Below are 16,616 nucleotides of genomic sequence, written 5' to 3' on the forward strand. Positions count from 1 at the left end.
CGGCGGGGCTCAATGCATCCCGCTGGAGTCGGGATGGGGCAGGGAACGCCCAGACCAGAATCTGGGGTGTGAGAGCCCGTGATTCAATGAGCCGGCTCTAATGCCCGTACAATTCTTGTTGAGCTACGGTGAGTTACCGGCGGCTCCTCCCATCCCGGTCGACCGGGATGGGTTCTGTTTGCCGACCTGATTCCAGAAGCTGCTCCAAGCCGCTGGAAAATCAGGTCAATTGTTGCTGGCCACAGGTGCCACCAGCGAGGTTATGCGGCGGATGGCGACGCGCCGGTTCGCGCGGTTAGGCGCGGAGGTGTTCACCTTCAGATACTCCTCGCCATAGCCCTGCGTTGTCAGGTTCTCCGGCGGAATGCCGAACGCATTGGTCAGCGCTTCGGCGACCGCTTCGGCGCGACGGTCCGACAGAGCAAGGTTTGCCTCCGGCGTGCCGACAGCGTCTGTGTGGCCCTCGATCAGGAAGGTCTCGGCCGGGTTTTTCTTCAGCAGCTTCTCCATGGCGTCGGCGACGCCCTGGAGCTTCTGCACCTCGGTGTCGGAGATCGAGGCCGAGCCGAATTCGAAGTTCAGCGTGTCGAGGTCGACGCGGCGTGCGATGTCGCGCACGCGGGCCGAGCGCTTGACCTCGTCGATCGAATAGAGGCGCTGAACCCTCTCCACGGGCGGCTGGTCGAGGAAGGTGTAGTAGTCGTCGGGGCTCTGTACATCCTCCGAATCGAGGATGTAGTCCCGGCGCGGGATGGTCAGCCGCATCGGCGGCAGGTCGTCGCCGGGGTCGCGCCAGTCGCCCTCATCCTGATAGTTCCGCTCGTCGACATAGCTCAGCACGTATTCGCGCCCGTCGGGCGTGATGCGCGAACGCTGGATGACATCGCCGTAGCGGTTGCGGATGGTGACGATCTGGACGCCATTGCCGCGTTCGACGGTTTCGCGGGTGCGGCCCTGCGGCAGATCCTCATAATAGACGTCCTTGGCGCCGCGATTCATGCGCGAGCCCTCATTGCTTTGGACGATCGTCTGGTCGCCGAGCTGGATGATGACGCGGTCGCCGATCTCCTTGAGCACGTCGACGCCCTTGGGGCGGCGGCGGTCGCGGATGTTCTCGTCGGGCGCGCGGTCGAGACGCTTGCCTTTTTCTTCCGTCACCGGGACGAACTTTTCAGGCTTTAGCTGTTGCTGAGCGGCCTTGTCGTCGGTGGGCGGCGGACCCTGGTCGACAGGAGCGACGACTGGCTTGCCGCCCTGATCGCCGCCTTGCTGGGCGTTCTGGCCACCATTCTGGTCACCGCCGTTCTGCTGGCCGTTCTTGTCGCCATGCTTGCGGCCGCCACCTTTGCGCTGGGCATCCTTCTGGCTGTCGAGCATAGGGGCAGCATTCGGATCGGTGGGCGCCTCGCCTTGCACCGGGGTTTCACCTTGGACAGGTGCTGCCTTGTTGCCATTGGCCGGCTGTTCGCCGGTAGCCGGCTTCTGGCCATTGGCGGGCTTCTCGCCATTGGCAGGCTGTTCACCTGTCGCGGGCTGCTTGCCTGTCTGCGGTTGTTCGCCATTGGCGGGTTGCTCGCCATTCTCAGGCTGTTCACCCACCGGCTTCTTGCCGTGCTTCTTCGTCTTGTCCTGGGGCTGTTCGCCCTGGACCGCCGGCTGTTCGCCGGCGGGAGCCGCCTCGACCTTGGGCGTCGTTCCTTCGCCAGCGGGCGCTTCATTCGGCGTCGGGGCAGCTTCCGGTGTTACGGCCGGTGCCTCCTTCTGCTGGTCCTGCTTGTGTTTCTTGCCGGGCTTGACCGGCAGGTTGTCGTTGGCGGGCTCGGCCTGGTTGGCGGGCGCCTGCCCGGCAGGGGCTTCGGTCTGCTGCTGCTGGTCGCGCTTCTTCTTGCGCGGCTGCTGTTCGCCGGTTGCGGGAGCTAACTCGCCGGCGGGCGCCTGTTCGGTCTGCTGCTGCTGGTCGCGCTTCTTCTTGCGCGGCTGCTGTTCGCCGGTTGCGGGCGCAGCCTCGCCGGCGGGCGCCTGCTCGATCTGCTGTTGCTGCTGATCGCGCTTCTTCTTGCGCGGCTGCTGCTGGTCGGTTGCGGGAGCAGCCTCGCCGGCGGGTGCCTGCTCGGTTTGCTGCTGCTGATCGCGCTTCTTCCTGCGCGGCTGCTGCTGGTCGGTTGCGGGAGCGGCTTCGCCGGCTGGCGCCTGCTCCGTTTGCTGCTGTTGGTTGTGTTTCTTGCGCGGCTGCTGCTCGCCTTGCGCAGGTTGCTCGGCAGGCGCCTGTTCGGTCTGCTGCTGCTGGTCACGCTTCTTGCGTGGCTGCTGCTCACCTTGTGCCGGCTGCTCCGCCTGGGCGGGCTGCTCCTGCTTTCTCTTCCCTTGCTTCTGCGCGCAGGCTTCGGCCGATTCGCCCTCGGCGCAAGCGGCTTGCGCCAAAATGAACGGGGCTGACGTGCGCTGGGCCGGGCCGAATGCGGCATTGCCTTGCAGCGGGTACGCGCCCAACGGCGCGGATGCCATCAACAGGCCAAGTGCGGTGCCTGCCAGAATCCGTGGTTGGCGTTTCATCGAAAACTCTCCTTGTGGGGTCCCATCCTTGCCGAAACCGATCTTGGAGCGATTGGTTCCAGTATGGCCCACTTATACACCGTACGGGGCGATTGGCCGGCCTTTTGAAGGCAACTTCGTGTCTTTCGGCCGGGTTGCGGCCGCATTTCAACCGTTGCCGCGCTTGACCTCGGCGCGTGCCGGGGCCACATGCCCAAAATGGAAACGCCGTTCTGGAAAACAAAGACGCTGGAGGCGATGAGCCCGGCAGAGTGGGAATCGCTGTGCGACGGCTGCGGCAAATGCTGCCTGTCGAAACTCGAGGACGAGGATACCGGCGAGATTTATTGGACTAGCGTCGGCTGCCGCCTGTTCGACGCGCAGAGCTGCCGCTGTTCGGACTACGCCAACCGGCTGGCGCGCGTTCCCGATTGCGTCGGCCTGACACCGCAGAATGTGCGCACTATCAGCTGGCTGCCCAGCACCTGCGCCTACCGGCTGGTGGCCGAGGGCCGCGACCTCTATTGGTGGCACCGGCTGGTGTCAGGCAGCGCCGAGACCGTGCACGAGGCCGGCATTTCGATGCGCGGCCGGGTCAAGGCCAGCGAGACCGACCTGGCCGAGCCTGAGGATTATTTTGACTATATGCTCGATGAGGAGCCATAGGGCCCGGGCCTGGACGATGAGCTCGTGTCCGCGGCTCGCGGGAGCCTGAGACCGGGCAGGGCGTTTGGGGACATATTTTGAAGGCTGGCGCAGATTTCACGCCACATGAACCGCAGATGAACGGCAAGTTCGTAAACAGTTCAGACAGGCCAGTGCATTCTCCCTGCATCGGTTTCACGAGGACGGGCGAAAGCCTGCAACAAGGAGAGAGAACCATGTACAACAAGATCAAGACGGCGGCCCTTTCGGCGCTGGTCGGCCTTGGCACGCTGGCGGCCATTCCCGCCCACGCCGACAGCCTCTATCTCGGCTTCGGCAACAACCAGGATCCGCGCTTCGGAGTCTATGCCGGCGATGACGGCTATCGCCACCGCCGTGACGAGCGTCGCGACGACTGGCGCGACGGGCGTGGTGACGGCTGGCGCCGCGGCTGCTCGCCGGACCGTGCCCTCGACAAGGCAGAGCGCATGGGCCTGCACCGTGCCCGCATCGTCGACGTCAACCGCCGCACGGTGAAGGTGATGGGACGCCAGGACGGCGATCGCGTCGTCATCGTGTTCGCCAATGAGCGCGGCTGCCCGGTTATCTATCGCTAAGGTTAGCGGCATAACCCTCTGCGAGGGTTAGCCTGTAGTAGCTGAGAGCCCCCTTCCCATCGGACGGGCGCGGCTCGAACAAAACCCCGCGGGAGCGATCCCGCGGGGTTTTTCATGCGCAGCAGTTGCCGTTGGATGGTGATGCGTGCCGGGCAAGTCCCGATCACGCATCATCCGAGTGGCCTACTTCAGTTCGAACGTCACAGTGACCTGCACGTTGTAGGCGTTCTCGCCGGCTTGTGTCGGCACTGCCGCACCAGCGGCGGCGTCGAAGGCCTTGGCGTTGATCGCCATCGGCGGCGGCGCGATGTTCTGGTCGGAAATCTCCAGCACCCGCCCAATGGTCACGCCGGCGGCTTCCGCAAGCGTCTTGGCCTTGGCCACGGCATTGGCCACCGCCTTCTTGCGCGCCTCGGTGATCGTGGCGTCCGGGTTGTCGTTGGTGAAGGAAATGCCGCCGCCCTGGTTGACGCCGAGCGAGACAGCCTTGTCGAGGATTTCACCTGTTTTGTCGATGTCGCGCACCCGTACCGCAAGCGTGTTGGTCACCTGGTAGGCGACAAGCTCGGCATCCTGGCTGCCGTCGGGCTTGTTGGTGTAGTTGTAGCGCGGGTTGATCTGGATGCCTGCCGTCTGCAGGTCGCGATCCTTGATGCCGGCCGCCTTCATCGCCGCGATCACGGCGGCCATGGCGTCGTTGTTGGCGTCGAGTGCCGCGCGAGCCGTCTTGGCCTCGCGCATCACGCTGAGCGACAGCAACGCGAGGTCCGGAGGGACGGTCGCTTCGCCCTCGCCCGTAACAACGATGCGGGGCGGCGTCGGCAAATCGGTGGCTCCAGCCATCGCCGGAAAGGCGATTGCAGCGGCGAGCGCGAGTGGCAAAAGATGTCTGGTCATGAAAATCTCCTTGGTCTGCGATCCAGTCGCAGGCGTCGCGTAGGGCGCGATTATGGGTTGATTTGGGCGATCTGTGAAAGCCCGCCGGGAAAGCCTTGTGCCGCGAGGCGAAAAACATTAATCCAGCCCGCGTGGGGCCTGTAGCTCAATGGTTAGAGCCGGCGGCTCATAACCGCTTGGTTGGGGGTTCGAGTCCCTCCGGGCCCACCATTCAGTCCCGCCGTTTAGGCGCCTTTTTAACTGTCTCAGAATAGTGTCAACATTCCCGTAGCGCTGCCCGGATTGCCAGGAAAGGAAGAACCAGCCGCCTGCCAGAATCAAAAGCAGCAGGGCCGCGGTCGCCACCAGCCACGGAAATCTCTGGTTCGATTCCTCCTGCTTCAGTTCAACCGCGCCTCTACGCCGGCAAGCTGCGAACTGTCGCCGTCAAACTCTCCTAAAACCCGGGAGGATTCCTCATGGATACGAAGCAATACATCGCGAACTATTTCATGTAATTTCTCAGGCGGATTTCTTCGGATTACCGAAACCAAGGTCGCAAATTGTCCAACTTTTGACCAGAGACGAAGGTCGCCAAAATGGATAGTGTCCAGGCTGCTCTGTTCTTTCTCGTTAAATTAATCCTTCACAAGATATTTAATAGAAATAATCATCGACGAAATTAGTTAAGGATCCTCGCTATTTGCATTATCGGCAGCTACATGCCCTATCAAAAGTCTGGAATTGCGGCTAATGAGAAAGACATGTTCTGCAGGATAGACAAGAGAATGCTTCAAAGCAACTTCAGAGAGGCTGGCGCCCCTTCTCCAAGCTTCAAGCCTCCACTTGAGTCCGTGCCAGGTAAATATATGTCGTAAAGTTTCATTCAGCGACTGAAAGGTCTGGTCGATCTTTTCCCCGGTCGACTTGCGAATTGCTAGCAGAAACACCGGGTATAATATATCCGTCAGCGTGCGCGCGCTCTTCTGGATTGACCGTTGCACAGCCCTTTCGACAGCTTGCGCAAGGCCTCGCCGAGTTGCGCATGAGGCGCCCGTGCGGCCGCACTGGGAAGAACGTCGCTCACGGCTGCCGCGAGCTGCTCTGGTTCGTCCAGCAGATGCGTAACCCGTGAAAGCTCTGAAGTTTCGCGGCTGACCAGCAACTGGCGCAGCGTTTCCATGCGAGGATCGGCGGTTGGGACACCGTCGAAACGCGCACGGTAATCCGGATCAACGTTCCGGGCAATTTCTATCAAAGACGAGCCGGAGCCTCGCGATCAATCTCTGTATCGTTCGAGGCCGTTCTTTGCGGAAGGCTGATTGGGTCGACGGTCGACGTCAACGTCCCATCAACTCACTTTCCAGCTACGGTCCGAGTTGCTCTTGCCGCCGACGGGATCCTGATTCAGACTTTTTGCAACCTCGACAAAGAGGCCAGCCAAGAGATTTCGGTCGGTCTTGACGTTGCTGAGATCGGCAAACATTTTCTCTAAGCAGTGACGCCCCGCAATCTCCGCGTTCACGGCATCCGGCTTTCAATCGCAAGGCGATCAACCGAATAACGACAGCGGCAAGGCGCAGTTTCGCGCTCAGGCAGGCGATCCGATCAAGCTCGATAGGAACCGCTTCATCAGCTACACGGCAACGCTGCGGGTGTTTGCGCGCGCACTCGCTGATGGCTTGATGGGCCTTCCAGACGTCAAGAAGGGGTCGTAGCGCCGCTGGAGCGGCCTCAGGGCTCCAAGTCGGTAGACGGACTGTTGCGTTGTGCCGCCCCGCGCCGCTCGAGCGCGGTCTTGCGGATGATTTCCGCGATCTCTGGGCTGCTGCTGCACAGCATCTGGAAATCCGCCGCGTGCAGCGACAAGAGTGAGACCTCGGTTGCGGCGCTGACGGTCGCCGAACGCCGTTCCCCGGTGATCAGCGCCATCTCACCGAAGAAGGCGCCAGGGCCAAGCTCAACCGGATTCGGCGTCGCGACGCTGACGCGCCCCTCGACGACGAAGAACATCCGATCACCGGGCTCGCCACTGCGGCAGATCACGGCGCCCGCCGGCACCGTGCGAGCTCTCAACGCGCGCACGATCTCGACCAGCACGGCCGGGCCGAGCTTCTGAAACAACGGTACGGTGGCAACCAATTGCCAATTGCGGACGAAATCCTCGCGACGGACTTCTTGATAGAAGCCCGTGGCAAGAATGCCGGCCCAGAGTCCGAAGATGCCGATGCCACTCATCATGACCGCTCCGGCAAGGACGCGGCCGGCGAAGCTTTGCGGGATAGTGTCGCCATAACCGGTCGTGGAAAGCGTGACCACCGCCCACCACATTGCCTGAGGGATGCTGCCGAACTTTTCCGGTTGGATGTCGCGCTCGATGACATAGGCCGCGAGCGCGACAGCGAACAGAACGACGCCGAAGAGCGTGGTGACGCCGATCAGATTGCGCGCCTCGTTGGCCAGGACCCTGCCCAGCACCGGGAAGAAAGTCGAGTCGCGCAGTGGCTTCAGCAGCCAGACAGCACAGTAGAGGCCCCGGTCGGGCGTGCCGACGAGCAGAAATGCGGCGAGTGGAACCAAGACCGCGAGCACATCGATGGCGATTTTGGGCGTCCTGTCCCGAAGGTCTCCAGCCCGGCGCTTGAGCAGCGTCGCGGCCAGTTGCAGGAGATAGGCGCCCCAGATAACAGCGAGCAGGGCAGTCAGAGCCAGTCTGCTTCGTGCGGACATGTCCGGTATCGTGAGCGCAGCCATCGCCAGAAGCCCAGGCGCAGCCAGCACCGCGTTGAGCGGCGCGTAAATTCTTAAGGAAGGCGGTACCGACATTCTATGTCCACGCTACGCCCACGAGCGGCTATACCCTCCAAAATAGGATGCCTTCAAGGTAAGCGTAAAGGTGCTTACTGTCGCTGCGATGTGAATAACCAACGGTGAACTCGGATGTCCGGGATTGCTTCGTGACCGGACGTGAACAGACAGCCGTGGTTGGTTTCGTGGGATCCGCTGGTGGGCGGACCGAGCGGGTCAAGGAGGTCATCAAGTTGCCTCCTTCGGAAGGCCGGCGGCCCAAAGGCCCGTTCACCAAGCTCAGGGCTTCGGGCGGGGTTTGGGACTGGAAATGAACGGTCCAAGATCATCACCGGCATCCACCCCAAGCGGCCGCACTATCCTGTCTCCGCCGACAGGATCCCTGACCGCAGAGGCTTCAAATTTACGGCCGTAAACGTTACCATGTTCCTGTCGCAGGCAAAGGGCAAGCCATAATGTTCTCTGATTGTTCCTCAACTTGGCCAAAATCACAGCTTCGGGCCGATTAGGCCAAATATGGTCAAACGCCTACTCTTCGCAATGCGTCACGGAGAAACCCGGTGGAATACCGAGGGGCGCTTTCAGGGCCGCAGCGACCATTCCTTGGCGCTTCCCGGGCGGCGGCAGGCCATGGAAAACGGCGGCAGGCTGAAGGCTTATTTCGAACGTCTCGGCGTGAAACCTGCCCGGATCGCGGCCTATACGTCGCCGCTCAAGCGGGCGCGGGAGACGATCGCCATGGCGGCTTTGGAAGTGGGGATTGCCGAAAGCCAGGTCAACATCGACGTTCGTCTCGCGGAAGCCTCGTTCGGCCGCTGGGAGGGGATGACCACGCTGGAGGTAAAGGCGCGTTTTCCCGCCGAGCGCCGGCGACGCAAGGCGGATCGCTGGAATTTCGACTCCCATGATGGTGATAGCTACGCCGATCTGGCGCGTTTAATGGAAAGCTTTCTGGCCGATCTCGATCCGGGGCAGCCGGTACTCGTCGTGTCGCATACCGGGAACATAAGGGTAATGGCCTTCATGCTCGCCGGCCTGACACGGGACGAGGCGATGGCGCTTGCCGTCCCCCATGACGCGGTGCTTCACTGGGACGGGCGCCAATTCACATGGATTTGAATTTGCGAATGCATTTGCCCTGAAGCACGACCGTCAGGATGGCAAGCGCCTTGCACAGGAAGCGTTTGGCCGCCGGAACTCGATCCTTCCTGGATGTACCGCCGGAAATACCGTCAGATTTTCCCGCTGCCCCTTTGTCGCCAGCAGCCAATCAGAACCTATCTTCTGAAACTCAACAGCTTGCCGAGAACCTGATGATGTGGCGTCGATCGTCAGCAAGCCGCAGTTAATCCTATGCCTTTCCACGCTAAAATAGCCCTTTCGCCGAATTTCGCAGGTCGTTACCCTGCTCCCGGCGCCACTTTCAGCCACGAGGCGCTGTCACGCGGCGGCTCGAATAGCCTCACCTCGAAGTGATTAATGAGCTTGGACGACATTGTCGAAAGTCGTATAGCGGACGACGATCAGCCTGAAGACACAATCAGGAGAACGTCATCCTTGGACCCTCCTGGGTAATACAAATTGAAAATTGCGGCCTCATGTTTCAAAAGAGGTCGGTAGACCCTGCGAGGACGGTTTCGAAGCCTGCGGGGTCACCCACGGTCCTCAAGGCGAGAATTCTAAAAGACGTTCAAAATGACCCAGCACGTACAAAATGCTCGAATTCTCATGTACAGCCACGACACGTTCGGGCTCGGCCACTTGCAGCGCTGCCGGACGATCGCGCATTCGCTGGTCGAGGATTTCCGCGGACTTCAGGTGCTTATCATCTCGGGTGCGACCATCGCTGGCGCCTTCGACTACCGCGCCCGTGTCGACTTCGTGAAGATCCCCAGCGTCATCAAGCTGCGCAACGGCGAATACACCTCGCTGGAAAAGGATATCGATCTGCATGAGACGCTAAGGATGCGCCAGTCAATCATCCGCCACACAGCCGAGACCTTCGCGCCGGACATCTTCATCGTCGACAAGGAACCACTCGGCCTGCGCGGCGAGATCGAGGACACGCTGTCCTACCTCAAGACGCGGGGCACCACACTCGTGCTTGGCCTGCGCGAGGTGATGGACGCGCCGCATCTGCTCGACGCAGAGTGGGCACGCAGGGATGTAATGCGCAAGATAGGCCTGTTCTACGACAAGGTCTGGGCCTATGGCCCGCCGGATTTCTACGATCCGTTGACCGGCCTGGATGTGCCGCCGGCAGTCAGGGCAAAGATGAAGTTCGTCGGTTTCCTGCAACGCAGCCTGCAGAAGAACGAGTTGCCCGGCCATCGGCCCGAGGGCGACTATATCCTTGTTACCACCGGTGGTGGCGGTGACGGCGCCGAACTGATCCACGACGTCATCGATGCCTATCAGCAGGATCCGCAATTGCAGCATAGGGCGCTGATCGTGCTTGGGCCTTACATGCCGGCGCGCAAGCGCAACAAGCTGCTCAAGAAGGGGTCCAAGATCCCCTATATCAAGATCATCGAGTTCGACAACCGCATGGAAGACCTGATTGCCGGCGCCAAGGCGGTGGTGGCGATGGGCGGCTACAACACCTATTGTGAGATACTGTCTTTCGACAAGCCGGCGCTGATCGTGCCGCGCGTCAAGCCCCGCGAGGAACAACTGATCCGCGCGCGGCGCGCGGCTGAACTCGGCCTCATCGAGATGCTTTTGCCGGAGGAAGCCGAGGATTCCCAGCGGTTTGCCGATGCACTGAAGGTTCTGCCGGACCGGCCCCGCCCATCGCAGAGCAATCCGCATCTAACGCTGGAAGGGCTGCCTCATATTTCCGAAATCGTCGCGGAACTGCTCAACCGGCGGGCCGGTCATCACCTTTCGGTCATTGAAGGCATGAACTGAGTTGCAACATCGCAAGATCGTCGTGGTTCTGAAGGGCTATCCGCGGCTGTCGGAAACCTTCATCGCGCAGGAACTGCTCGGTCTGGAGCGTGCGGGGTTCGACCTGATACTCGTCGCGCTCAGGCGGCCGACCGACGCAAAACGCCACCCCGTGCACGACGAGATCAAAGCGCCCGTCCATTATCTGCCCGAATATCTGCATCAAGAGCCGCTGCGCGTGGTCCGCTCGCTGTTTGCTTGTCTGCCACGACCGGGCTTCTGGTACGCGCTCGGATCGCTGGCCTCCGATATTCCCCGCGACTTTACGCGCAATCGCGTGCGCCGCTTCGGGCAAGCGCTCGTGCTGGCGGCCGAATGGCCGCAAGACGCGGGATGGCTGCATGCACATTTCGCGCACACCCCGGCATCGGTGACACGCTATGCCAGCCAGCTTCGTGGCCTGCCCTGGAGCTGCTCGGCCCATGCCAAGGACATCTGGACTTCGGCGGATTGGGATCTGGCTGGCAAGCTTGCCTCGGCGCGCTGGACGGTCACTTGCACGAAAACCGGCTTCGACCGTCTGAAGGAACTCGCCAACGGCAACTCGTCTGTGCATCTGAGCTATCATGGGCTCGACCTTGATCGCTTCGGCAGTTTTAGCGAGGCGCGAAAGCAGCATGACGGCTCGGTGCCGGGCGAACCGGTTGTCGTTCTGAGTGTCGGGCGCGCCGTTGCAAAGAAAGGCTACGATACCTTGCTGCAGGCCCTTGCCCTCTTGCCTGGTGATTTGGCGTGGCGTTTCGAGCATATCGGCGGCGGCGAGGAACTGGAACGGCTCAAGGCGCTGGCGCAAAAGCTCGGACTGGATGGTCGCGTCTCCTGGAACGGCGCGCTGGCGCAAAAGGAGGTGCTTGAGCACTACCGAGGCGCCGACATTTTTGCCCTGGCCTGCAGGATCACCGCCAATGGCGACCGGGACGGCCTGCCGAATGTTCTGGTGGAGGCGGCCAGCCAGCGGCTTGCCTGCGTGTCGACCGACATTTCCGGCGTGCCGGAGCTTTTATCGCCGGAGGAAACCGGGCTGCTGGTTCCGACGGAAAACCCAATTGCCCTGGCACAGGCGCTGGAGCGCCTGATCCGCGATCCCATGCTGCGCGCCCTCCTGGGCGACGCTGCGGAGCGGCGCGTGCGAAGCAATTTCGATCATGTGGCCAGCATTGGACAGCTCAAGCAGCTGTTCCAGCAGGAGTGGCGGGCCGCCGAATGAAACGGCTGCGGGCTTTCTTCTATGTCCAGCACCTCCTCGGCGTCGGTCACCTCGCGCGCGCCAGCCGCATTGCGGCGGCTCTGGTCGATGATGGGTTTGACGTCACCGTCGTGACCGGCGGACCGCCGATCGCGGGGTTTCCGGGACCGGGGGTAAAAACTGTAACCCTGCCGCCTGTCACCTCCGGCGATGAAGGATTTTCCGGACTTGTCGACCTGCAGGGCAAACCCATCGACGATGATTTCAAGACATTGCGTTCAGGGATGCTGCTTCAGGCATTCCGGGATTGCAGGCCGGATATCGTCATTGTCGAGGCGTTTCCATTTGGACGCCGGCAGATGCGTTTCGAACTCTTGCCGCTGATCGAGGCCATCGATGCGACGTCGCCCAGACCGCTGCTGGCGACGTCCGTCCGCGATATCCTTCAGGAGCGCGTCAAGCCGGGCCGAAACGAGGAAACGGTCGATCTCATCAACAGGCATTTCGACCTTGTCATGGTCCACGGCGATCCGGCTTTCGCGACCATCGACAAGACATTTCCACTGGCTGCGGCGATCAGGGCCGAGGTCGCGTACTCAGGGCTCGTTGCCGCACCGCCGTCACCCGCGGCCTCTGAGCGCTTCGACGTCCTGGTGTCGGTTGGCGGCGGGGCTGCCGGAAAGAGCCTTGTCAGCGCCACCATCGCAGCGGCGCGGAATGCCAACAACGGTTGGAAATGGTGTCTGATCACCGGCCCAAACCTGCCGAAAGACGAGTTTGACGCGATCGCGCGGGATGCCACGCCCGGCCTGTCCATCTTCCGGTTCCGCGAGGATTTCGCCAGCCTGCTGGCAGGCGCCCGCCTGTCAGTCTCGCAGGCGGGTTACAACACGGTCTGCGATGTACTGCGCGCGGGTTGTCGCTCTCTGCTCGTTCCATTTGCAGCCGGCGGGGAAACCGAACAGACGGTTCGCGCCCTGATGCTCGAAGAACTCGATCTTGCAACGGTGCTGACCGAAAACGACCTGACGCCTGAAGGCTTGGCGCAAGCGATCGAACAGGCGCTTGTGGGACCGACGCCGTCCGCGCATCGTCTCGACCTGGAAGGCGCGCGTCACTCTGCACAAATCCTGCGCGGGCGGTATCGAACATGGTCCCTAAAAACGGGGGCCGGTTTCGGAAAGGCACATGATCAAACAGACGATGGATCCTAAGCGGTTCATCGGCTTAACGCGCATCGTGTCTGGCGAGTGCGGCGCGCTTCAATCCCTTGCTTATGTCGTTGTCCCAAAACCGCTGCGCACTTTTGGGCGAAATGCATCAAACAGTCCCGATCAGCATGAAGCGTGTATAGTTTTTTGTCGGCAGTTCGCCGGAGAACCGCACCTCCCGTAGCGCCGCCATAGCTTCGAAGGCTGCAAGTGAAGCCACGCAATTGATGTGCGTTGGCTCGCTGAAATAATTGTTCGATTGCAGCAGTACATTCGTGCCCCGCGGAAGCAGGGCAAGCCAGGCGCGCAGATCCGCTATGTGTTCGCAGCTCGTATTGACCGTCAGGTCGGCCCCCCCGACCGCATAGTCGAGTGCGTACATATCTGCCGTCAGCGCCTGGAACCGATCTCCGGCTTCCCGGTTGAGGGTCCGGGCGACCGGCGCGACTTCGGGATCGATGTCGATGCTGTCGACCGCTGCGATGTCGAAGCGGGCGTCGTTGAAAAGCATTGCCGGCAATACGCCATACCAGCCCCCCAGAACCCATATGCGCCCGAACCGGCCGCCACTGCTTTCGAAAAGCCTGTCCAGCGCCCACATCTTGCAGGCGACCTGCTTGTGGTTGAAGGCGTTGGCGACATCGGCCTTCGGATGCTTGGCGATGACGCGCGCCAGCCCCGCCACCAGAGGGTTGTTGACATAGGCCGCAATTCCCCGTGTGAGGTCCAGGGTTTGCTCGTGCCCGTCCATGCCGGCATTGCGTGGTTGCGTGACATCCATCATATTCGTCTTGTATGGTGGGATTTCGGGCGACACAACGCAATCTTGCCCTCCCGCAAGGCTGTTTGATCCGCGGACATGATTATGCTGTTAGTCGCTTTGCCATTGCCCGGCACCGGAGAGAGCCGGTGCGTCTGTCCGGATCATCGGCGCCTTGCATGCACTGCAGATTCGGGCTTGTGGTCGGCGACGAAGACATTGCCGACACGCCACGTGCCGGCAGGTGCTTTTTCATGCTGAATCCTTCTACCTGAAAGACCACAGTCGCATATGGAACCCAGCCTAGCCCGCTATATCTGGACGCACACCAGGAAGCAGCAGATCTGGATATTGATGGTCGTCTTGATTTCGATGATCCCTTACTTCATGTCCTTCGACCTGCCGAAGCTGATCGTCAACGGCCCGATCCAAGGCAAGGGCTTCGAGCAACCGGGCGCGACCCAGCCATTCATGAGGCTACACTATGACTTGCCGTTCATTGGCGAGGTCCTGTTCTTCTCCGGTTTTCAGCTCGGCCGCAAAGCGACGCTGCTCGCCCTGAGCCTTGTGTTCCTGTTGCTCGTCGTCATCAACGGCCTATTCAAACTCTATATCAATACCTACAAGGGCCGCCTGGGCGAACGCATGCTACGGCGCATCCGCTTCGAACTGGTCGATCGTGTGCTGCGGTTTCCGCCGATTTACTTCAAGCGTGTGAAATCCGCCGAAGTGGCGACCATGGTGAAGGACGAGGTGGAGCCGCTGGGCGGCTTCATCGGCGATGCCTTCCTACAGCCAGTGCTGCTCGGCGGCCAGGCGCTGACGGCCATGCTGTTCATCTTGGTTCAGAATGTCTGGCTCGGAATGATAGCGTTCGTGATCGTGGTGATCCAGATCGTGCTCATCCCGCGAATGCGGCGGCGGCTGATCGTGCTCGGGCGACAACGGCAATTGACGGCGCGCGCGCTTTCGGGCCGGGTTGGCGAAATCGTCGACGGCATTGGTGCGGTTCACGTCCACGATACGTCAAACTACGAGCGCGCCGACATAGCAGCCCGGCTCGGACTGATCTTCAAGATCCGCTTCGATCTTTACCAATGGAAATTCATGGTAAAGTTCCTGAATAATTTTCTCGCGCAGATCACGCCCTTCCTGTTCTACATGATCGGCGGGTACCTGGCCATCGCCGGGCGGCTGAACGTCGGCCAGCTCGTGGCCGTGATCGGCGCCTACAAGGACCTGCCGGGACCAATGAAGGAACTGATCGACTGGGATCAGGATCGGCAGGATGTCCAGGTCAAATATCAGCAGGTCGTTGAACAGTTCACCGTCGAGGATCTCATCGCGCCGAGAATCGGGGCATTGATGGTCGATGATCCCGGTCCGATGACCAACCCCTTGTCGGCGGTCAGTTTGTCCATAGCAGACGATGGCGGCGCAATGCTCCTCGACCGCATCTCCCTGCAGGTCAAGCCGGGTGAGACGGTGGCGCTGGTCAGTACCGCTACAGGGGGCGCAGAGGCGCTTGCGGAAGCCTTCGCGCGGCTGAACTGGCCGGACAGCGGAAGGGTTGTTTCGGGCGCCGATGACCTGCTTGAACTTCCCGAAGCCGTGACAGGCCGGCGCATGTCCTATGCCTCGTCGGATGTTTTCCTGTTCCACGCAAGCCTCCGCGACAACCTGCTCTATGGCTTGAAGCATGCGCCGCTGACATCGGTGACTTATGACGGCGCTGCGGCAGACCAGCAGCGCTGGAACATCGCCGAGGCGCATCGGTCGGGCAATCCGGATCTCGATGTCCACAGCGACTGGATCGACTATGCCTCTGCTGGCGCCACCGGCCCGCACGACCTCTTTGAGGCCGTGCGCCGGGTGCTCGACGCGGTTGTTCTGTCACGCGACATTCTGGATCTTGGCTTGCGCTCGTTGGCCGACCTCAAGCGCCACACGGAGCTTGCCAAGCGGATTGTCGAACTGCGTGCGGCGCTGCGAACCCGGCTGGAACAAGAGGGGCTGAGCGGACTGGTGGTTCCTTTCGAACCGGGCGCCTACAACAAGGAAGCAACGATCGGCCAAAACCTGCTCTTCGGCGCTGCCTCCGGCCTTGCACTGGCCGACAAGGCTCTGGCGGCCAATCCCTATTTTGCTTCCGTGCTGAAGCAAGCCGGCCTCGACGGCATGCTCTACGGCATGGGCATGGAGATCGCCGAACAAACGATCGAGCTGTTTGCCGACCTGCCGCCCGACCACCAGTTCTTCCAGCAGCTCGCCTTCATGAGCGCCGAGGAGATACCCGCCTACGAGACCTTGCTGCAGCGGCTCAAGAACCGTCCCTACGAGGCGGTTTCGGAAGCCGACCGCGCCATGATCATCACCTTGAGCTTTGCCTATATCGAGCCCCGGCACCGCTTCGGCCTGCTGAGCGACGAGCTGATGAGCAAGATCGTTGCCGCACGCAACCAGTTCTATGAAAACCTGCCGTTCGAGCTGCAAGATGCGGTCGAACGCTATGATCCTGCCAAATACATTGCCGCGGCCACCGTGATGGACAATGTCCTGTTTGGGCGTGTGGGCAACAACCATCCCGACGCGCCGGACCGCATACGAGCCATCGTCTATGACATTCTCGACGAACTCGGGCTTTATTCCGAACTTCTGGATGTCGGCCTGGACTTCGACGTCGGCGCCGGCGGCAGGCGGCTGACAGGTGGACAGCGACAGAAGCTCGATGTTGCCCGGGCTCTGCTCAAGCGTCCCGATTTTCTCATTCTCAACCGGCCGCTGTCTGCGCTTGATCAGCGCATGCAGGACAAGGTGCTGCGAAACGTGCTCGAGGAAGCCAGACGCGACGACCATTCACCGGCAATTGTCTGGGTCGTGACCAATCCGGCAATGGCGATGATGTTCGATCGGGTTATCGTCTTCGACTCGGGTCAGTTGGTGGAAGACGGAACACACGAGACACTTTTGGCAGAGAACGGCATGTTCAAGGAACTTCTGTCATAGTGGGGCAAACGCGAGTTTTGGGAAGG

At 61.3% G+C, this 16,616-nt stretch carries 14 protein-coding genes and 1 tRNA gene; 8 read left to right on the top strand and 7 right to left on the bottom strand.

What is annotated here, in order from left to right:
• Nucleotides 1-225: 225 nt before the first annotated feature.
• A complete protein-coding gene (locus tag ACZYHG_RS15100) occupies nt 226-2,553 on the bottom strand; it encodes an OmpA family protein (RefSeq protein ID WP_464614468.1) in 2,328 nt (775 codons plus the stop codon).
• 198 nt (nt 2,554-2,751) lie between these two features.
• Here ACZYHG_RS15100 and ACZYHG_RS15105 point away from each other — a divergent pair, with 198 nt between their 5' ends.
• Both ACZYHG_RS15105 and ACZYHG_RS15110 read left to right on the top strand, forming a co-directional pair.
• A complete protein-coding gene (locus ACZYHG_RS15105; RefSeq protein WP_464614695.1) occupies nt 2,752-3,198 on the top strand; it encodes a YcgN family cysteine cluster protein in 447 nt (148 codons plus the stop codon).
• Between the two features lie 215 nt (nt 3,199-3,413).
• Nucleotides 3,414-3,794 (top strand): hypothetical protein, encoded by a 381-nt coding sequence (locus ACZYHG_RS15110; protein ID WP_464614469.1) that lies wholly within the window; start codon nt 3,414-3,416, stop codon nt 3,792-3,794.
• 183 nt (nt 3,795-3,977) lie between these two features.
• Here ACZYHG_RS15110 and ACZYHG_RS15115 read toward each other — a convergent pair whose 3' ends face one another.
• Nucleotides 3,978-4,691, bottom strand: a complete 714-nt coding sequence (locus ACZYHG_RS15115; protein ID WP_464614470.1) for an SIMPL domain-containing protein — start codon at nt 4,689-4,691, stop codon at nt 3,978-3,980.
• Nucleotides 4,692-4,825: 134 nt separating this feature from the next.
• Between ACZYHG_RS15115 and ACZYHG_RS15120 the strand changes: the two genes are divergently transcribed.
• Nucleotides 4,826-4,901: transfer RNA gene (locus ACZYHG_RS15120), tRNA-Ile, on the top strand.
• A gap of 736 nt (nt 4,902-5,637) precedes the next feature.
• On the opposite strand, the gene ACZYHG_RS15125 is transcribed toward ACZYHG_RS15120, so the two are convergent.
• From ACZYHG_RS15125 to ACZYHG_RS15135, 3 genes are all read right to left on the bottom strand, one after another.
• Complete coding sequence (locus ACZYHG_RS15125) at nt 5,638-5,853, bottom strand: hypothetical protein (protein WP_464614471.1); 216 nt, start codon at nt 5,851-5,853, stop codon at nt 5,638-5,640.
• A gap of 168 nt (nt 5,854-6,021) precedes the next feature.
• The gene (locus ACZYHG_RS15130) at nt 6,022-6,195 is read right to left on the bottom strand and encodes a hypothetical protein (protein ID WP_464614472.1); all 174 of its coding nucleotides are present in this window, start codon (nt 6,193-6,195) and stop codon (nt 6,022-6,024) included.
• 209 nt (nt 6,196-6,404) lie between these two features.
• Nucleotides 6,405-7,496, bottom strand: a complete 1,092-nt coding sequence (locus ACZYHG_RS15135; RefSeq protein WP_464614473.1) for a cyclic nucleotide-gated potassium channel — start codon at nt 7,494-7,496, stop codon at nt 6,405-6,407.
• Nucleotides 7,497-8,018: 522 nt separating this feature from the next.
• Here ACZYHG_RS15135 and ACZYHG_RS15140 point away from each other — a divergent pair.
• Complete coding sequence (locus ACZYHG_RS15140; RefSeq protein ID WP_464614696.1) at nt 8,019-8,597, top strand: histidine phosphatase family protein; 579 nt, start codon at nt 8,019-8,021, stop codon at nt 8,595-8,597.
• On the opposite strand, the gene ACZYHG_RS15145 is transcribed toward ACZYHG_RS15140, so the two are convergent.
• Nucleotides 8,584-8,748, bottom strand: coding sequence for a hypothetical protein (locus ACZYHG_RS15145; protein ID WP_464614474.1), 165 nt, complete (start codon nt 8,746-8,748; stop codon nt 8,584-8,586). The two genes, ACZYHG_RS15140 and ACZYHG_RS15145, sit on opposite strands and share 14 nt — an antisense overlap.
• Before the next feature lie 425 nt (nt 8,749-9,173).
• Here ACZYHG_RS15145 and ACZYHG_RS15150 point away from each other — a divergent pair, with 425 nt between their 5' ends.
• The 3 genes from ACZYHG_RS15150 to ACZYHG_RS15160 are packed head-to-tail and all read left to right on the top strand — an operon-like array spanning nt 9,174 to nt 12,827.
• A complete protein-coding gene (locus ACZYHG_RS15150; protein ID WP_464614475.1) occupies nt 9,174-10,388 on the top strand; it encodes a glycosyltransferase family protein in 1,215 nt (404 codons plus the stop codon).
• Between the two features lies 1 nt (nt 10,389).
• Nucleotides 10,390-11,634, top strand: a complete 1,245-nt coding sequence (locus tag ACZYHG_RS15155) for a glycosyltransferase (protein ID WP_464614476.1) — start codon at nt 10,390-10,392, stop codon at nt 11,632-11,634.
• Nucleotides 11,631-12,827, top strand: coding sequence for a glycosyltransferase family protein (locus tag ACZYHG_RS15160; RefSeq protein WP_464614477.1), 1,197 nt, complete (start codon nt 11,631-11,633; stop codon nt 12,825-12,827). Before ACZYHG_RS15155 ends, ACZYHG_RS15160 begins: the two co-directional genes overlap by 4 nt.
• Nucleotides 12,828-12,933: 106 nt before the next feature.
• On the opposite strand, the gene ACZYHG_RS15165 is transcribed toward ACZYHG_RS15160, so the two are convergent.
• On the bottom strand, nt 12,934-13,605 hold the full coding sequence (locus ACZYHG_RS15165; protein WP_464614697.1) for a methyltransferase domain-containing protein: 672 nt from the start codon (nt 13,603-13,605) through the stop codon (nt 12,934-12,936).
• A gap of 270 nt (nt 13,606-13,875) precedes the next feature.
• Between ACZYHG_RS15165 and ACZYHG_RS15170 the strand changes: the two genes are divergently transcribed.
• Nucleotides 13,876-16,590 (top strand): ABC transporter transmembrane domain-containing protein, encoded by a 2,715-nt coding sequence (locus tag ACZYHG_RS15170; protein ID WP_464614478.1) that lies wholly within the window; start codon nt 13,876-13,878, stop codon nt 16,588-16,590.
• The last annotated feature ends 26 nt before the right edge of the window (nt 16,591-16,616 follow it).

This window comes from Mesorhizobium subarcticum (genome assembly GCF_055456085.1).

Excerpts from the sequence above, each read along its gene's own strand:
- ACZYHG_RS15100 (WP_464614468.1), bottom strand. The coding sequence starts at position 2,553 with ATGAAACGCCAACCACGGATTCTGGCAGGCACCGCACTTGGCCTGTTG.
- ACZYHG_RS15105 (WP_464614695.1), top strand. The coding sequence starts at position 2,752 with ATGGAAACGCCGTTCTGGAAAACAAAGACGCTGGAGGCGATGAGCCCG.
- ACZYHG_RS15110 (WP_464614469.1), top strand. The coding sequence starts at position 3,414 with ATGTACAACAAGATCAAGACGGCGGCCCTTTCGGCGCTGGTCGGCCTT.
- ACZYHG_RS15115 (WP_464614470.1), bottom strand. The coding sequence starts at position 4,691 with ATGACCAGACATCTTTTGCCACTCGCGCTCGCCGCTGCAATCGCCTTT.
- ACZYHG_RS15125 (WP_464614471.1), bottom strand. The coding sequence starts at position 5,853 with ATGGAAACGCTGCGCCAGTTGCTGGTCAGCCGCGAAACTTCAGAGCTT.
- ACZYHG_RS15135 (WP_464614473.1), bottom strand. The coding sequence starts at position 7,496 with ATGTCGGTACCGCCTTCCTTAAGAATTTACGCGCCGCTCAACGCGGTG.
- ACZYHG_RS15140 (WP_464614696.1), top strand. The coding sequence starts at position 8,019 with ATGCGTCACGGAGAAACCCGGTGGAATACCGAGGGGCGCTTTCAGGGC.
- ACZYHG_RS15150 (WP_464614475.1), top strand. The coding sequence starts at position 9,174 with ATGACCCAGCACGTACAAAATGCTCGAATTCTCATGTACAGCCACGAC.
- ACZYHG_RS15160 (WP_464614477.1), top strand. The coding sequence starts at position 11,631 with ATGAAACGGCTGCGGGCTTTCTTCTATGTCCAGCACCTCCTCGGCGTC.
- ACZYHG_RS15165 (WP_464614697.1), bottom strand. The coding sequence starts at position 13,605 with ATGGATGTCACGCAACCACGCAATGCCGGCATGGACGGGCACGAGCAA.
- ACZYHG_RS15170 (WP_464614478.1), top strand. The coding sequence starts at position 13,876 with ATGGAACCCAGCCTAGCCCGCTATATCTGGACGCACACCAGGAAGCAG.